Source organism: Methylophilus sp. YYY-1, from assembly GCF_029132825.1.
Taxonomy (GTDB): Bacteria; Pseudomonadota; Gammaproteobacteria; order Burkholderiales; family Methylophilaceae; genus Methylophilus; species Methylophilus glucosoxydans.
The window spans coordinates 216,138-231,837 of record NZ_WOVG01000005.1 but is presented as its reverse complement, the minus strand read 5'-3'; the positions used below and the strand labels follow the sequence as shown (position 1 = coordinate 231,837).

Below are 15,700 nucleotides of genomic sequence, written 5' to 3'. Positions count from 1 at the left end.
GCTGGCATATTTCCTGCATCACACTGCTTAAAATCATAATATTATTGAGGATCAGCAGTGGCTATACGCGTCGCTTTACATCACCGCACCCGCTATCAATTTGACCGCCTGGTCAATCTTTCGCCACACGAAGTCCGCCTCAAGCCCGCTGCCCACGCGCGCACGCCGATTTTGTCGTATTCTCTGACGGTTAATCCTGAGCAGCATTTTATCAACTGGCAGCAAGACCCCTACGGCAACTACATTGCCCGTTACGTATTCCCCGAAATGGTGCGTGAGCTCGACTTTACGGTCGATTTGGTGGCAGATATGACCGTCATCAATCCGTTTGATTTTTTTGTCGAGAAATATGCCGAGCATTACCCCTTTAACTATACCGCGCAGCAGGCGTTCGAGCTGACCGCCTATTTGCAGCCCGATCCGGTCGGGCCCTTGTTGCAGGCGTGGATGACGGAAATGCGGCAAGCCGTGATCAAACCCGAAGTCGGCATTGTCGACTTTCTGGTGGCCGTCAATCAGCGTTTGCAGGCTGAAATCGGCTATACCGTGCGCATGGAGCCGGGCATACAAACCCCGGAAGAGTCTCTGCAGAAGCGCACAGGGTCTTGCCGGGACTCGGCTTGGTTGCTGGTGCAAATCATGCGCCACCTGGGCTTGGCCGCGCGCTTTGTTTCCGGCTACCTGATTCAGCTCAAGGCCGACGTTGCGGCGCTGGATGGCCCCAGTGGCACCGACAAGGATTTTACCGATTTGCATGCCTGGACCGAGGTGTTTATTCCCGGCGCAGGATGGGTTGGGTTGGATCCTACCTCTGGACTGATGGCCGGAGAGGGGCATATTCCGTTGGCGTGTACGGCGATTCCTTCCTCGGCAGCGCCAGTGACTGGCTTCACCGATATCGCCGAGGTCACGTTCACGCATGAGATGACAGTAACGCGCATTCACGAAGACCCGCGCGTGACCAAGCCTTACAGCGAAGCGGACTGGCAGGCCATCCTCAAGCTGGGTGACAAGGTGGATGTTGAGCTCAAAAAACACGATGTGCGGCTGACGCAAGGCGGCGAACCGACTTTTGTGTCGATTGATGATATGGATGGCGCACAATGGAACACCCTGGCACTGGGAGATCACAAGCGGCAACTGGCCGGTGACCTGGCTTTGCGCCTGAAAGCGCACTTTGCCCCGGATGGCTTTTTGCATTATGGCCAGGGCAAATGGTATCCCGGTGAGCCTTTGCCGCGCTGGGCCATCAATATTTACTGGCGCCCGGATGGCAAGCCGGTGTGGCGCGATGCCAGCCTGTTTTCAGCCGAAGGTCATAATGACGGCTATGGCGTAGCGCAGGCAGAAGCTTTTTCCCGTCATCTGGCCGACATGTTGGGCTTTCCCAAAGATTGTGTGATTGCCGCGTATGAAGACGTGATGAGTCTCGCGCAACAAGAGCAGCAGTTACCGGTGAATCTCGATCCGCTCAAGCTGGATTTGCAGGATGCGACAGAGCGCAAACGGCTGGCAGATTTGCTCAACCAGGGCTTGGGGCAAGTGGTTGGTTATGTTATGCCGCTCAAGCCGGACGAGAGCCAGTCTGCCGGGGCATGGCTGACCAGCAAGTGGCCGTTGCGCCGCGAACATTTGTATCTGCTGGGTGGTGACTCGCCCATGGGCTTGCGCTTGCCCTTGTCCTCGCTGCCATGGCAGTTGCCTGCAGAGATGGAGCCAGAATTTCCCCTGGACCCGTTTGAGCCACAGGCAGCGTTGGCGACCGCCAAATCACCCAAGGTGCGGATCAAGCACAAAACAACGCAGCCGCTGGCTCGGGAAGTGGTCCATACCGCGTTATGCGTACAGGTGCGCAATGGCCGGCTGTATGTGTTTATGCCGCCAGTCAGCCGACTGGAAGACTATCTGGATTTGCTAAGTGCCATTGAGCAAACTGCGGCCGATTTGAAACTCAAACTGTGGCTGGAAGGCTATCCCCCACCACGCGACAGCAGGCTCAAGTTGCTCAGTGTGACGCCGGACCCCGGCGTGATCGAAGTGAATATCCACCCGGCGAAAACCTGGAAAGAGCTGGTGACAAACATCAACGTCTTGTACGACGAGGCGCGTCTATGCCGGCTCGGCACCGAGAAATTCATGCTGGATGGCCGCCACACCGGCACTGGCGGCGGTAACCATGTCACGCTGGGTGGGGAAACGCCGGCGGATAGCCCCATGTTGCGGCGCCCGGATGTATTACGTAGCCTGATTACCTACTGGCAAAATCACCCCGCCTTGTCTTATCTGTTTTCAGGGACCTTTATTGGCCCGACCAGTCAGGCGCCGCGCGTGGATGAGGCCAGGGATGACAATTTGTATGAGTTGACGATTGCTTTTCAGCAGATGGAACAAGCCTTACCCGCAGGCAAGGAAAGCGAGCAGCCGTGGCTGGTCGACCGGCTACTGCGCAATTTGCTGGTGGATTTAACCGGTAACACGCACCGCTCGGAGTTTTCCATCGACAAACTCTATTCGCCGGATGGCCCCACTGGCCGCCTTGGGCTGGTGGAATTCCGTGCTTTTGAAATGCCGCCGCATGCGCGCATGAGTTTGCTGCAAAGCCTGTTACTGCGTGCGCTGGTGGCCCGCTTCTGGAAAACGCCATATACCGGCAAACTGGTGCACTGGGGGACCGAGCTGCATGACCGCTGGATGTTGCCGCATTTTGTGGCGCAAGATATCGCCGATGTCGTGGCCGATTTGCGAGATGCGGGATATGCCTTTGAACAGCGCTGGTTTGAGCCCTTTGTCGAGTTCCGTTTTCCGCGCTATGGCACCGCGGCCTATCATGGCGTGGAGTTGGAGTTGCGCCAGGCCATAGAGCCCTGGAATGTACTGGGCGAAGAGATGGCGGGCGGGGGCACCGCGCGTTACGTGGACTCTTCCGTCGAGCGCATGCAGTTGCGTGTGCGGGGCCTGACCGATGGTCGCCATGTCGTGACCTGTAATGGCCGACCCTTGCCGCTGCAACCAACCGGCCATGCCGGGGAATATGTGGCTGGCATCCGCTTCCGTGCCTGGAGTCCGTGGTCAGCGCTGCATCCGACCATTCCGGTGCAAGCGCCGCTGGTGTTTGATCTGGTGGATACCTGGAGTGAAAAATCCCTGGGAGGATGCACCTACCATGTCTCGCACCCAGGGGGGCGCAATTACAATACGTTCCCGGTGAATGCCAATGAAGCTGAGGCACGGCGTTTTGCACGATTCTGGGCGCATGGCCATACGGCGGGCAAGGTGACTGTGGTAAAAGAACCACCGAATCCACGTTTTCCATTTACGCTTGATCTGCGATGGCAGCCGAATGTGTGAACATCCTGTTACACTCAAGGTCTTGTTTAATAGGCCGCGCGTTTGAGTCGCACCATGATCCTCGCCTAACCACGCATGCAACCAGTGCTTAATCAACTTTATTTTTCTGACCGCTATAACGAACTGTTGGATAGCAGGGGCCAGCCACGTCCGCACTGGCAGGCCCTGGTTTCTCAGCTGGAGAGTGAAGAGCCTGCCGTCATGCGCAAGCGCATGGAGGCCGTGCAGCGTCAGATTCGTGATAATGGCGTGACGTATAACGTCTATGCAGACACGCATGGCGTGCAGCGGCCGTGGGATCTGGATGTCTTGCCGCTGATTATTCCCTCGCACGAGTGGCAGCATATCGCTGCTGCCGTGGCGCAGCGGGCCACCTTGCTCAATCAGGTATTGCTGGACGTATATGGTGAACAGCGCCTGTTTGCCAGTGGTCAACTGCCGCCGGCGCTGATTTACGGTCATAACGGCTTTTTGCCTTCTTGTGTCGGCATCCCGCATTACGACAATATTGCCCTGCATAACTATGCCGTAGATATTGCACGTTCGCCTAACGGGCAGTGGTGGGTGGTGTCTGACCGGACCCAGTCGCCCACCGGAGCTGGTTATGCGCTGGAAAACCGTACCATTATTTCCAGTGTGTTCCCCGAAATGTTCCGCGACCTCAATATTGAGCGCTTGAGCGGCTTTTTTGCCAGCATGCGTGACAGTCTGGCACATTGGGGGCACCGCGTTGCACAAAATCAGGCACAGACTGTCCCTGGCATTGCCCCACTGAGTCAGGGGGAGCCGCCACTGGTGGTGATTTTGACGCCAGGACCGTATAACGAAACCTACCACGAGCAGTCATTTTTAGCTGGTTATCTGGGCTATCCTCTGGTGCAAGGCAACGACCTGACGGTGCGCAACGGCGTGGTCTGGCTCAAAACCATCGCCGGGCTCAAGCCTGTGCACGCCATTTTGCGCCGCATTGACGATGATTATTGTGACCCGCTGGAACTCAATGCCGAGTCGCTGTTAGGCGTGGCCGGGTTGACCCAGGCCGCCCGACTGGGCAATGTGCTGATTGCCAATGCGCTGGGCGCGAATCTGCTGCAGTCTGGGGCTTTGCTGGGCTTTTTGCCCAACTTGTGCCAGTCGCTGCTCGGGGAGTCGTTGCATATGCCTTCGGTGGCGACCTGGTGGTGTGGCGAATCTGCGGCGCTTGACTATGTGATCCAGCATCTGGATGATCTGGTGATCAAACCGGCTTACCCGCAAATGCAATCTTCGCCCATTTTTGGTGAGGATCTCAATGCCACGCAAAAAGAAGCGCTGATTGCCAAGCTGCGTGCGCAGCCCGGCCATTATATTGCCCAGGAGCAAGTGGATATTTCACATGCGCCTGTGCTGAGCAATCATCATCACCAGCCACAAATGGGCAGCTTGGCAGTGAGTTTGCGTGTCTATGCCTTTGCCACCCCCAATGGCTATGCGGTGATGCCAGGCGGCCTTTCCCGCGTCGCCAGCGGCAAAGATAGCCGCGTGGTGACCATGCAGCGTGGCGGCACCAGCAAAGACACCTGGGTGCTTTCGGAGTTTACGCAGTCGGCGTTCAGCTTGTTGCGCAAAACCACCTCCAGTCAGGACCTGGTGCGTGAAAACACCTCGCTCTCCAGCCGTATGGCAGAAAACATGTTCTGGTATGGCCGCTATTCCGTGCGCAACCTGCAAAAAGCCATGATGTTACGCGCCACCTTGCGCGCCTTGCTCGAATACACGCCGGAGTCGCGCGAAGGCGAGTGGCCGACCATGCAGGGCTTGTGTCAGTGGTTTGACCTGTTGCCCTCGCCTAAAGATGATGAAGAATGGGCGAAATGGCAACCTTACAGTGATGATGATATTGAGCCGTTGCTGGTACAAGCCGTGTTCTCGCAGCAGTCCGGCAGTCTGGCTACCAGCGTGCAGCAGTTGTATCAACAGGCGTTCAACCTGCGTGAGCGCATCTCCAATGACCACTGGCGGACCGTGAACGTATTGTCACGGCAGTTTATTACCCGGCACGCGCATGCCACCTTGCAGGATGCGATGTCGTATATCGAGCAGGCCGTGAATCATTTTGTCACCTTGACCGGCTTTGCCATGGACTGGATGACGCGTGATCTGGGCTGGCGGTTTATGTCGCTCGGACGGCGGATTGAGCGCTTGCAGTTTATGTGTGTGTTATTAAGCCGTGCCTTGCAAATGCCACAACATAGTAATCTTGAGTGGTTGCTACAAGTGACCAATAACCTGGTCACTTACCGGGCCCGCTACGCCTCGCAACCCGAATGGTTGCCTGTGCTGGATTTACTGTTGATGGATGGCAATAATCCCAATGCCATCGTTTTTCAAATCAAGGGCTTGGTGAAATATCTCGAAGAAATGGATGCCCATGATAATGCAGGCGGCATTGCCGCCGAGCTGAAAGCCTGCTGGCAAGCGTTGCTGCAACTGGACCCGGACACCTGCTTTATGCAAGGCAGTCCAGAGTTGTCAGCCTGGCTCAATCACACCTACGAGGTGACTTTAACGCTGTCTGACCGCCTCAGCCTGCGCTTTTTCAGCTATGCCAGTCCGGTCGTCATCTCTGGGCATTAAGGACCCGCATGCGCTATCAGGTCGAACACCAAACCATTTATCGCTACGATGTGCCTGTGATTCAATCGCAGCAATTACTGCATTTAATGCCCCGGCAAACCGCATTTCAGCAATGCGTTTCTTATACGCTGGCCTGTGAGCCGCAGCCGGCGGAACAGACGCGGCGGCTGGATTTCTTCGGCAATCACAATGACTACTTCACGCTACTGACACCGCACCAGTCACTCGAAGTCACCTCCAGATTCCAGGTCGATATCCAGCCACGGCCAAAGATGGCTGAGCTTGTGCAAAGCCCACCCTGGGAGCAGGTGCAGACTTTGTTAAAAGATCAGGACACACACCACCTGGATGCTGCGCCCTATGTGTATGCCACCAGGCGCGTGACCTGTAGCGAAGCGCTGGCCAGTTTCGCCCTGAGCTGCTTTACCCCGCAGCGACCGTTGCTAGAAGCCGCCATGGCGCTGACGCAAAAAATTTATACCGAGTTTGAATTTGACCCACAAGCCACCGATGTCTCTACCCCGCTAGATACGGTGCTCAAAGGCCGCCGCGGTGTGTGTCAGGACTTTGCCCATCTGATGATAGGCGCGCTACGCTCTATCGGTTTGGCCTGCCGTTATGTCAGCGGTTATATCCTTACCCATCCACCCGCAGGCCAGCCGCGCCTGGTCGGCGCCGATGCATCGCACGCCTGGGTGTCTGTCTATTGCCCGGTCTATGGCTGGGTAGACTTTGATCCGACCAATAATTGTCTGGTCCAGCAAGAGCACATTACCGTGGCCTGGGGCCGCGATTTTGGTGATGTCTCACCTATGCGTGGTGTGGTGCTGGGTGGCGGTCAGCAGCAGCTTAAGGTCAGTGTCACCGTCACGCCGTTGGCCTACGCCGAGCAAGCGTGATATTCCTGTGATCTCACCTGCAAAGACGCGATAAAATATCGCTTTGTTCGCCAAACGGGTTTGCCAGTGATTAAAGCCGCAATTTTTGACATGGACGGTCTGCTGATCGATTCTGAACGTATCATCATGCAAGGTTGTATTGAAGCCGCCGCCAGCATAGGCATTACCTATACCGAGCAGCAATATGTGCAACTGGTGGGGCGGATCTGGTCAGACTCCAGCCGGATCATGGCGGAGCAACTCAACGGCGAACATCATATGCAGCAGGTGATTGCTGGCCTGAACACCTATCTTGATGCACGCAACCATGTGTTTCCGCTCAAGCCCGGTGTGCTTGAGCTATTACAGTTTTACCGTGACGCAGGCATCACCTGCAGTGTCGCTTCTTCTTCACCCATCCCGCATATTACCCACCGCCTGAGCCATACGGGCGTGCTGGATTACTTTGACCACGTCACTAGTGGCCAGGAGGTGCAGCGCGGCAAGCCCAACCCTGACATCTACCTGCTTGCCATGGAAAAACTGGGCTTGCAAGCGGACGAATGCATTGCGTTTGAAGACAGTGAGCTCGGCGCACAAGCCGCTATTGCCGCAGGCTTGCGCGTGATTGTGGTGCCTGATTTAAAACAACCGGGCGACCTGGTGCGGGCACAGGCGTTTCATGTGGTGGAAAGCTTGCTGCACTGGCAGCATCATCATGATGCGCTCATGGGCTGCGTGCCAAGCGCCGACATGGCTGATGAGTGACGTTCCTAAACTCGTTCTTTTGCCTGCAACAACCAGACTTGTTCTTGTGCCGGGCATTTGCCCTTAAGGCCACCCGCCAGCGGTACATCGGCCAACAGGCTTAATTTAAAGTCCTTGCCGTACAGTTGTTGCACGGCTTGGGCATCGACACTAAACGGTGGTCCGGCTTGCAGCGACTGGTCGTAGTCAAAACTCACCAGTAATTGTTTGGCGTGTGCGGTCAAGGCGGCCAAATGCTGGCTGTAGCGTGGGCGCATGTCAGCGGGCAGGGCCACCAGTGCGGCGCGGTCATAGACCGCATCTATCTGACCCACTTGCGCCTGCTTCAGTTGTGTCTGGCTGAGGGCGAAAAAGTCGCCATTAAACACAGTCAGTGGGCCGGTACGGTAACAGGTAATCGCCCCCATCTCGTCTACTTCCGGTGTCAGCGCCAGCTCTTGGAACAACGCTTTCACCGCGAGTGGGCTCAGTTCTATGCCCACCACTTGTAGCCCTTGGTCTAACAGCCAGGGGATATCCAGCGATTTTCCGCACAAGGGCACAAAAATACATTGCCCGGCCGTTAATGCCAAATGATGAAAGTGGCTGACCAGCAGCGGGTTGGCTTGGTCGAGATGAAAGCCAATTTGCTGGGTTTGCCAGCGACTGTGCCAGAATGCGTGATCCATACAAAATCCTTGGTCTAGGCGTCAAAGCCTGAGCGTAAAGAGTCTAAGTATAGATCAACCTGTGCACGTCCGTTATTTCCCAGCGCGCTGACTCAATCTTGCCTGTTGCTCCAGCACGCCTTCTTCCACCCCGGCGGCTTCGGTTAGCTTGGCCACATTATCCCGGGTGAAAAAGCCATCAAAGCCGTCATAGCGTTGTACATATTCAATAATCAGCGAGGAATGTTCAGAGGCATTGGAGAAAATCTGTTTCAGGCCTTCTTCCTTGGAGCCAATCACATCGAGCAGAAAGCCTTTGCCCTGGCTGGCAATGGCATCGACGACAAATTCGATATTTTCCTTGCCGTCCCGGGTGCCATCTTTGACTGATAAGGCGATATGGTGCAAGCGTGGGCCATAGTTACGCACAAAGGTTTCGGTCGGCGAGGGCAGTTTTTCCAGGTGGTTGACAAAGTAAGGCGTATTGTTGGCGGTAAACACTTTGGCTGGGCTCTTGGTTTCCGGGAAGCCATGCACGCTCTTGGTGACATTGGTGGAGGAGTTTTGGTCCCAGATGTTATAGGCGCCCCAGAAAAAGTAGCTGGACCAGGACAGGTATTCGAGAATCGCCACCTCACGGTTTTGGCTATAAACGCGGGTAGCCAGGTGATCCACCGGCAAAATCAAATCGTCTATGCGCAGCTTGGCCTGCAGGTTTTTAGCCTCTTCATACGCGGCTTGTACATCGGCGCGGATGGTACTGATACCCAACGCATACACGCGTAACTCATCCGGCTCGCGTTTCATATAGCCAACGATATTATGCGTGTAGGGCGAAGGTTTGCTGATCGCCACATTGCCCGGCAATTCCAGTTTGCGCACTTCGTCCTGGGTAAAAAAGCGGAATTCGCGTTCTTCCTGTAACTTCACCACCTCGTGCATATTGGTGACGCGGATGATTTCACCCATGTAGCGGCTATTTGGTTTGCGCGCCCCAACAGGATAGATCTCGTTGAGTGCGCGGAAAATTCCCCTGAAGTTAGGGTCTTTCACCTCTCGGACCAGTAAATCCGGCGAGTCGAGGTCTATACGCAGAATATGCGTCCAGTGTTTCTCACTCTCCAGCGTCACCAGATAATGGTAAGAGGTCATTAAAGACAGTTCGGCGATGTACTGAATCGAATGATCAGGGTCTACCGTAATCATCAGCGCATCAATTTCCTGAATCATGTCGGTCAGCCCGAGCTGGTCGCGCTCTTCGAGCAGCTTTTGCAAATACTCTTCAAAAAAAGCGGAGTTTTGTTTGTCGCCGTGGCGGGCAAAATCGAGAGAATTAATCATGAGGCTCCATCAATGCATCTAAAACCTGAAATAAGCAAGTGGCGTTCCTGCTGGGGGACGTTGGCAAAATATTGCGCACAATGGCTTGTGCTTGCGGCCCGTGCCCTGCACTTGCTGTGCGCGGGATATTTGAAATGATACAGGGCAGCGATGGCTGCCCTGTTTTAGTGCTTGTCTGAGGTTCGCGTGGCCGCAAATTAGCGGCCCTTGCCACTCAGTGAACCACGTTTGAGGATGGGGTCGTCAAATGCGATGCAACGGCCGACGCCCAAAAAGCTGGGCCGCATACCCAAGGGACAGCTATTACTCCGCTCAAATTGCTCGACTTTGACTTTGGCTTCCTCGGCTTTTTTGGCATCCTTAAACTCCCAGTAGCCATTGGCGTGCAGCACCACTTCATCGCCATTGGCGGTTTTGGCTTGAATATCATCTGCTTCTTCTTTGGCGGCAAACGCCAACGTCGGCAACAAGGCAATCAGTAACACACAGAGGGGCAGACGAGACATTTTTAATCCTTAAAACGATCTGGCTAGCATAGCGGGTGCGTGTAAAAAAGCCAAGTGTCAGACACTTGGCTAGATGTACAAAGTGATTAACTTGCCATGCCGTTGTGGCGTAACAACGCATCCATACTCGGCTCGCGACCTCTAAAGGCAACAAAAGACTCCATGGCCGGACGTGCGCCACCTTGTGCCAGTACCTCGTTTTTAAAGCGGCTACCTGCCTCGGCAGACAACACGCCCAGCTCTTCAAATAGGCTATAGGCATCCGCAGATAGCACTTCTGCCCATTTGTAGCTGTAGTAGCCTGCGGCATAACCGCCTGCAAAAATATGGCTAAAGCTATTGGGGAAACGGTTCCATTTCGGCGGACGCAACACGGCCACTTCATCACGCACCTGTTCGAGCACGTCGAGTGCCGTCTGCTTGCCTGCCGGGTCAAAGCTGCTGTGCAGGCGCATATCAAACAATGAAAACTCGATCTGGCGCACGGTTTGCATGCCGGCCTGGAAGTTTTTGGCGGCGACCATTTTGTCGAACAGTGCGCGCGGCAGTTGCTCACCAGTGTCGACATGCGCCGTCATATGGCGCAGCACGTCCCATTCCCAGCAAAAGTTTTCCATAAACTGGCTGGGGAGTTCGACCGCGTCCCATTCCACGCCCTTAATGCCGGAAACACTGTATTCCTCGACCTGGGTTAGCATGTGGTGCAGGCCGTGACCAAATTCATGGAACAGCGTGATCACTTCGTCATGGGTGAACAGCGCAGGTTTGTCGCCAACGGGTGCCGAGAAGTTACAGGTCAGGTAGGCAACCGGCAGCTCTATGCCATTGGCAATTTTGCGGCGGGTAATGCACTCATCCATCCAGGCGCCCCCGCGTTTGCCATGCCGCGCATACAAGTCCAGATAGAAATAGGCAATTGGCTGGCGCTGCTGGTCGCTGATCTCATAAAAACCCGCATCCTTATGCCATAACGGCGCATCGGTTTTGCGCACCTGCACGCCAAAAATGGTTTCCACCACTTTAAACAGGCCTGCCAGCACCTTGTCTTCGGGGAAGTATTGTTTGACTTCCTGATCTGAAAACGCGTATTTGTCCTGGCGCAGTTTTTCGCTGATGTAGGACACATCCCAGGCCTGCATGTCGCTAAAGCCCAGCTTTTCGGCATAGGCCTTGAGTTCGGCCATGTCTTTTTCGGCATAGGGTTTGGCCCGCTTGGCCAGGGTGTCCAGAAATTCAATCACCTGTGCCGGCGTATCTGCCATCTTGGTCGCTAGCGACAGTTCAGCATAGTTTTTAAAGCCTAACAGTTGCGCTTCTTCCCGCTTGAGTTTGAGCAGGTCAGCGATCAGGGCGGTGTTATCCCACTCGGGTTTACTGAATTCTGAGGCGCGCGTAGCATAGGCCCGATAAAGCGTTTCACGCAGGGCGCGGTTGTCGCAGTATTGCATGACCGGCATGTAAGACGGGAAGTGCAGCGTAAACAGATAGCCGGTTTTCTCCTCGGCTTTTGCGGCTTCGGCGGCCGCTTGCAAGGCGTCCTCAGGCAGCCCTGTGAGTTCGGCTGCGTCTGTCACCAGATGCTTGAAGTCGTTGGTGGTATCGAGGATATTTTCTTCAAACTTGCTGCCCAGTTTGGACAGTTGTTCGGCGATTTCCTTGAAGCGTACTTTTTCGGCTGGCGGCAGTTCGGCACCGCCCAGTTTGAAGCCACGCACTTCGTTGTCGATAATCTTGCGTTGTGCCCGGCTCAATTGTGCGTAACCCGCGCTGGCCTGGATGGCTTTGTACTTGGCGTACAGGCGCTCATCCTGTGACAGGTCGCTGTAAAAGTCGGTCAGTTTGGCCAGGTTTTCGTTATAGGCTTCACGCAGTTCTGGCGTGTTGACCACGGCATTCATGTGCCCGACCGGCCCCCAGCTGCGAGACAGTCTTTCCGAGTAGTCTTCAATCGGTTGCACAAAGTTTTGCCAGTCGGGCGTCTCGCTGGCAGTTGCCAGGCGCTCTACCAGGGCGCGGCCTTCTGCCAGTAACTGGTCAATCGCGGGTGAGACATGCTCTGGACGGATATCGTTAAATTTGGGCAGGCCACTAAAAGCAAGTAATGGGTTGGTGCTCACAGCAAATCCTTTGTTGAATGCGATAAATGATAGAGGCGTATTATTCGCCAAATGTTTGCATTTGGCTCATTGTATATATTGATGATGGTGATGAGTTTTGTTTAATACAAGGGCATCCGTGCAGCGTTAGTGCACTTCGCCATTTAATTTTTTAATCAGCGGGTCAATTTTCTCCAGATCATTGAGCGACAGAATTTTTCTGGCTTGTTTGGCCAGCACATTTTCTTCGCTCTGCAGGATTTGCGACTTCACGCTCAGGATATGCGCCGGGTGCATGGATAACTGGCGCATGCCCATGCCGACCAGCAAGCGCGTCAGTTTGATGTCACCCGCCATTTCGCCGCATACCGAGACCGGCTTGTCATATTTGGCGGCGGCGGCAATCGTCATCTGGATCAAGCGCAAGACGGCCGGGTGCAAAGGGTTATACAAATGCGCCACCGCATCGTCGGCACGGTCAATCGCCAGCGTATATTGAATCAGGTCATTGGTGCCTATGGACAAAAAGTCCAGTTCCTGCGCAAAGGCGTCAGCATTGATGGCGGCGGCCGGTACTTCGATCATGCCGCCGATAGGCACTTGCTCGTCAAACGGGATGCCTTGCTGGCGCAGCGACTCTTTGGCACGGGTGAACAGCAGTTTGGTTTGCCGCAGTTCTGCCAGGTTGGACAGCATGGGAATCAGGATTTTCACCTGGCCATAGTGCGAGGCACGCAACAGGGCGCGGAATTGGCTGTGAAAAATATGCGGCTCGGCTAGGCAATAGCGCACGGCACGCAAGCCCAGCGCCGGGTTGATGGCCGTCACCACTTCATCCGGGTTTAGTTGCTTGTCGGCGCCAATATCCAGCGTGCGGATGGTGACCGGCTGGCCTTTCATGGCCTCCGCCACATGTTTGTAGGCTTCAAACTGTTCCTGCTCATCGGGCATTTCGGTGCGATTCATAAACAGGAACTCGGTCCGGTATAAGCCTACGCCGACGGCGCCCGAGGCTTTGGCAGCAACCACATCGTCCGGCACTTCAATATTGGCCAGCAAGTCAATCGCCACCCCATCCACGGTGACGGCTTTGGTGGTTTTAATCCGTTGCAGTTTTTGCTGGGCAAGTTGCCACTGGTTTTGCTTGAGTTGGTATTCCGCCAGCACCTCGGGGTCAGGGTTGACGATGACCACGCCTTCGCTGCCATCGACTATCATCAGTTCGCCGTCATTGATCAGGTCACGGGCGCGCTGCAAGGCAACGATGGACGGAATATTCAGGCTACGGGCCAGAATCGCGGTGTGTGAAGTAACCCCGCCGACATCGGTGATAAAGGCCGCAAACTGGTGATGTTTGAACTGGATGGCATCTGCCGGGGAGACATCATGCGCCACCAGAATCATGGCGCGTTCTTGTCTGGCTTGCAGTTTTTTCTCGCTGGCGGCCAGTTGGTCGCGGCCCAACAAGACCTTGATTACACGCTCGACCACCTGCACCACATCCTGCTTGCGCTCGCGCAAATAGGCGTCTTCAATCGCGTCAAACTGGGCGACGATATCATCCATTTGCTGTTTAAGTGCCCATTCTGCATTGCACAGCTCATTGCGGATAATGGCTTTAGGCGCTTCTGACAATGATTTGTCAGTCAGCATGGCTAAGTGGGTATTGATAAAGGCACTCAGTTCAGCCGGGGCATTTTTGGGCAGTTGTGCTTTGAGTTGTTCCAGGTCGTGCTTGACCAGACCGATTGCACGTTCAAAGCGGGCAATTTCCTCGTCGATAGCAGACGCCTCAATTTTGAAGTGCACGACTTCGAGCAGGGCATGCGAAATCAGGTGTGCATGGCCGATGGCAATGCCACTCGATACCCCGACGCCATGCATGCTAAAGCTGGTCAATTATTCACCCTCGCCAAAATAGTCGTTAACCAGTGCTTCGAGTGCGGCCAGCGCCTGATCTTCATCCGGGCCGGTGGCTTCAATGTCAATGGTGCTGCCCTTGGCGGCGGCCAGCATCATCACGCCCATAATGCTTTTGGCATTGACTCGACGGCCATTCTTTTCCACCCAGACTTCGCTCTTGAACTGGCTGGCAGTTTGGGTGAATTTGGTGGAGGCGCGTGCGTGCAAGCCGAGTTTATTGATGATTTCTAAAGAAAGTTTGGCCATGTTTTATGTGGTTATTGTGCGTGATGACAAGTGGTTTTGGTAAAGTGGACAACGCCGTCGCGGCCACCGCTGAGGGCCTTCTGGATGCAGGAGTGCAAACCCTCGTGACGGTAGTTGAGCACGCGCACCAGCATGGGCAGGTTCACGCCAGCCACGCCCTCGGTCTCGTCTGGTGTCAGCAGTTTGGTGACGATGTTGCACGGGGTTGCACCATAAATATCTGACAACACCAGCACCCCCTGGCCACTGTCCAGGCTTTGCACCAGTGCCTGCGCTTTGGGCAGTACCGTTGCCGGGTCATCATTTTTTGAAATTTCCAGATAATCCAGCTGTGCCGGGCGGTTGCCCATCACATGTGTGGCGCAGTCAATCAGGCTGGGTCCCAGGCTACCGTGCGCAATAATCAAAACACCAATCATAAATGTACTTTCAGAGTCTCGTTACGGGGTAGCGATCGCGGCGGCATCCTGCAGTTCGCGGTGGCGAATCATGACTTGATGCTGTTGCTTGAAATACGTCCCCAATTGTTCCACCAGATAGACGGAACGGTGTTGCCCCCCGGTGCAGCCGATGCCTACCGTGACATAGCTGCGATGGTCGTGATAAAAGCTTGGTAGCCATTTTTCGATATAGTGCTGAATGTCTTGCTGCATTTCAAGCACCTGTGATTCATTTTGCAAAAACTGCTGTATCGGCGCCTGTGTGCCATTGTAGGGTCGCAAAATCGGATCGTAATGCGGGTTGGGCAGGCTGCGCACGTCAAACACAAAGTCGGCATCGAGTGGAATGCCATGTTTAAAGCCAAACGAGATAAACGACAGCACCAGCGAATGCGAGCGGGCGGGCAAATAGCTTTGTTCAATTTGCAGCATCCAGTCCCGGGTGTGGTTGCGCAAGGCATTGGATGACAGGTTGCTGGTATCTACATGGTGGCCCAGATTATTCAGGCCAGACAGCAAATCACGCTCATGCTTGATACTCTCGGCCAGCGCTTGATCTGGCGTGCTGAGCGGGTGTTTGCGCCGGGTTTCAGAGAAGCGCTTGACCAGCGTCTCCAGGCTGGCATCCAGAAACAGCAGATGCGCGGCAATGCCCTGGCTCTTGAGGGTTTTCAGGATGTCGGGTAAAGACTCAATCGCAATGCTGCGGCTATCAATACTCACCGCCACTTTGGCCGCATCACGGTTGGCCACATGGCTCTGGATATGCGGCAGCAAGGTGGCCGGCAGGTTATCAATGCAGTAATAGCCGCTGTCTTCAAACACGCGCAAGGCAATGGTTTTACCCGAGCCGGAGAGCCCGGTCACAATCACCAGTTGCATGTACTTAAC

12 protein-coding genes are annotated in these 15,700 nt (G+C 54.9%); 4 read left to right on the top strand and 8 right to left on the bottom strand.

Going from position 1 to position 15,700, the window contains the following annotated elements; translation table 11 throughout:
• Positions 1–57 precede the first annotated feature (57 nt).
• The 4 genes from GOC95_RS14100 to GOC95_RS14085 all read left to right on the top strand — a co-directional run bounded on the left by GOC95_RS14100 (position 58) and on the right by GOC95_RS14085 (position 7,610).
• The gene (locus tag GOC95_RS14100) at positions 58–3,348 is read left to right on the top strand and encodes a transglutaminase family protein (RefSeq protein ID WP_275357912.1); all 3,291 of its coding nucleotides are present in this window, start codon (positions 58–60) and stop codon (positions 3,346–3,348) included.
• Between the two features lie 75 nt (positions 3,349–3,423).
• The gene (locus tag GOC95_RS14095; protein ID WP_275357910.1) at positions 3,424–5,964 is read left to right on the top strand and encodes a circularly permuted type 2 ATP-grasp protein; all 2,541 of its coding nucleotides are present in this window, start codon (positions 3,424–3,426) and stop codon (positions 5,962–5,964) included.
• An 8-nt stretch (positions 5,965–5,972) separates the two neighbouring features.
• Positions 5,973–6,863, top strand: a complete 891-nt coding sequence (locus tag GOC95_RS14090; protein WP_275357908.1) for a transglutaminase family protein — start codon at positions 5,973–5,975, stop codon at positions 6,861–6,863.
• 66 nt (positions 6,864–6,929) lie between these two features.
• Positions 6,930–7,610 (top strand): HAD family phosphatase, encoded by a 681-nt coding sequence (locus GOC95_RS14085; protein ID WP_275357906.1) that lies wholly within the window; start codon positions 6,930–6,932, stop codon positions 7,608–7,610.
• A 5-nt stretch (positions 7,611–7,615) separates the two neighbouring features.
• Here GOC95_RS14085 and tmpT read toward each other — a convergent pair whose 3' ends face one another.
• The 8 genes from tmpT to rapZ form a co-directional block, all read right to left on the bottom strand.
• Entirely contained in the window at positions 7,616–8,278 is a 663-nt protein-coding gene (tmpT, locus tag GOC95_RS14080; protein WP_275357904.1) for a thiopurine S-methyltransferase, read from the bottom strand.
• A 72-nt stretch (positions 8,279–8,350) separates the two neighbouring features.
• A complete protein-coding gene (locus GOC95_RS14075; protein WP_194748963.1) occupies positions 8,351–9,598 on the bottom strand; it encodes a hypothetical protein in 1,248 nt (415 codons plus the stop codon).
• 197 nt (positions 9,599–9,795) lie between these two features.
• Complete coding sequence (locus GOC95_RS14070; RefSeq protein WP_275357902.1) at positions 9,796–10,104, bottom strand: hypothetical protein; 309 nt, start codon at positions 10,102–10,104, stop codon at positions 9,796–9,798.
• Positions 10,105–10,190: 86 nt separating this feature from the next.
• Positions 10,191–12,221 (bottom strand): M3 family metallopeptidase, encoded by a 2,031-nt coding sequence (locus GOC95_RS14065; protein WP_275357900.1) that lies wholly within the window; start codon positions 12,219–12,221, stop codon positions 10,191–10,193.
• 126 nt (positions 12,222–12,347) lie between these two features.
• On the bottom strand, positions 12,348–14,099 hold the full coding sequence (gene ptsP, locus GOC95_RS14060; RefSeq protein WP_275357899.1) for a phosphoenolpyruvate--protein phosphotransferase: 1,752 nt from the start codon (positions 14,097–14,099) through the stop codon (positions 12,348–12,350).
• On the bottom strand, positions 14,100–14,369 hold the full coding sequence (locus GOC95_RS14055; RefSeq protein WP_275357897.1) for an HPr family phosphocarrier protein: 270 nt from the start codon (positions 14,367–14,369) through the stop codon (positions 14,100–14,102).
• Between the two features lie 11 nt (positions 14,370–14,380).
• A complete protein-coding gene (locus tag GOC95_RS14050) occupies positions 14,381–14,788 on the bottom strand; it encodes a PTS fructose transporter subunit IIA (RefSeq protein WP_194748958.1) in 408 nt (135 codons plus the stop codon).
• A 21-nt stretch (positions 14,789–14,809) separates the two neighbouring features.
• Entirely contained in the window at positions 14,810–15,691 is an 882-nt protein-coding gene (gene rapZ / locus GOC95_RS14045) for an RNase adapter RapZ (RefSeq protein WP_275357895.1), read from the bottom strand.
• Between the last annotated feature and the right edge of the window lie 9 nt (positions 15,692–15,700).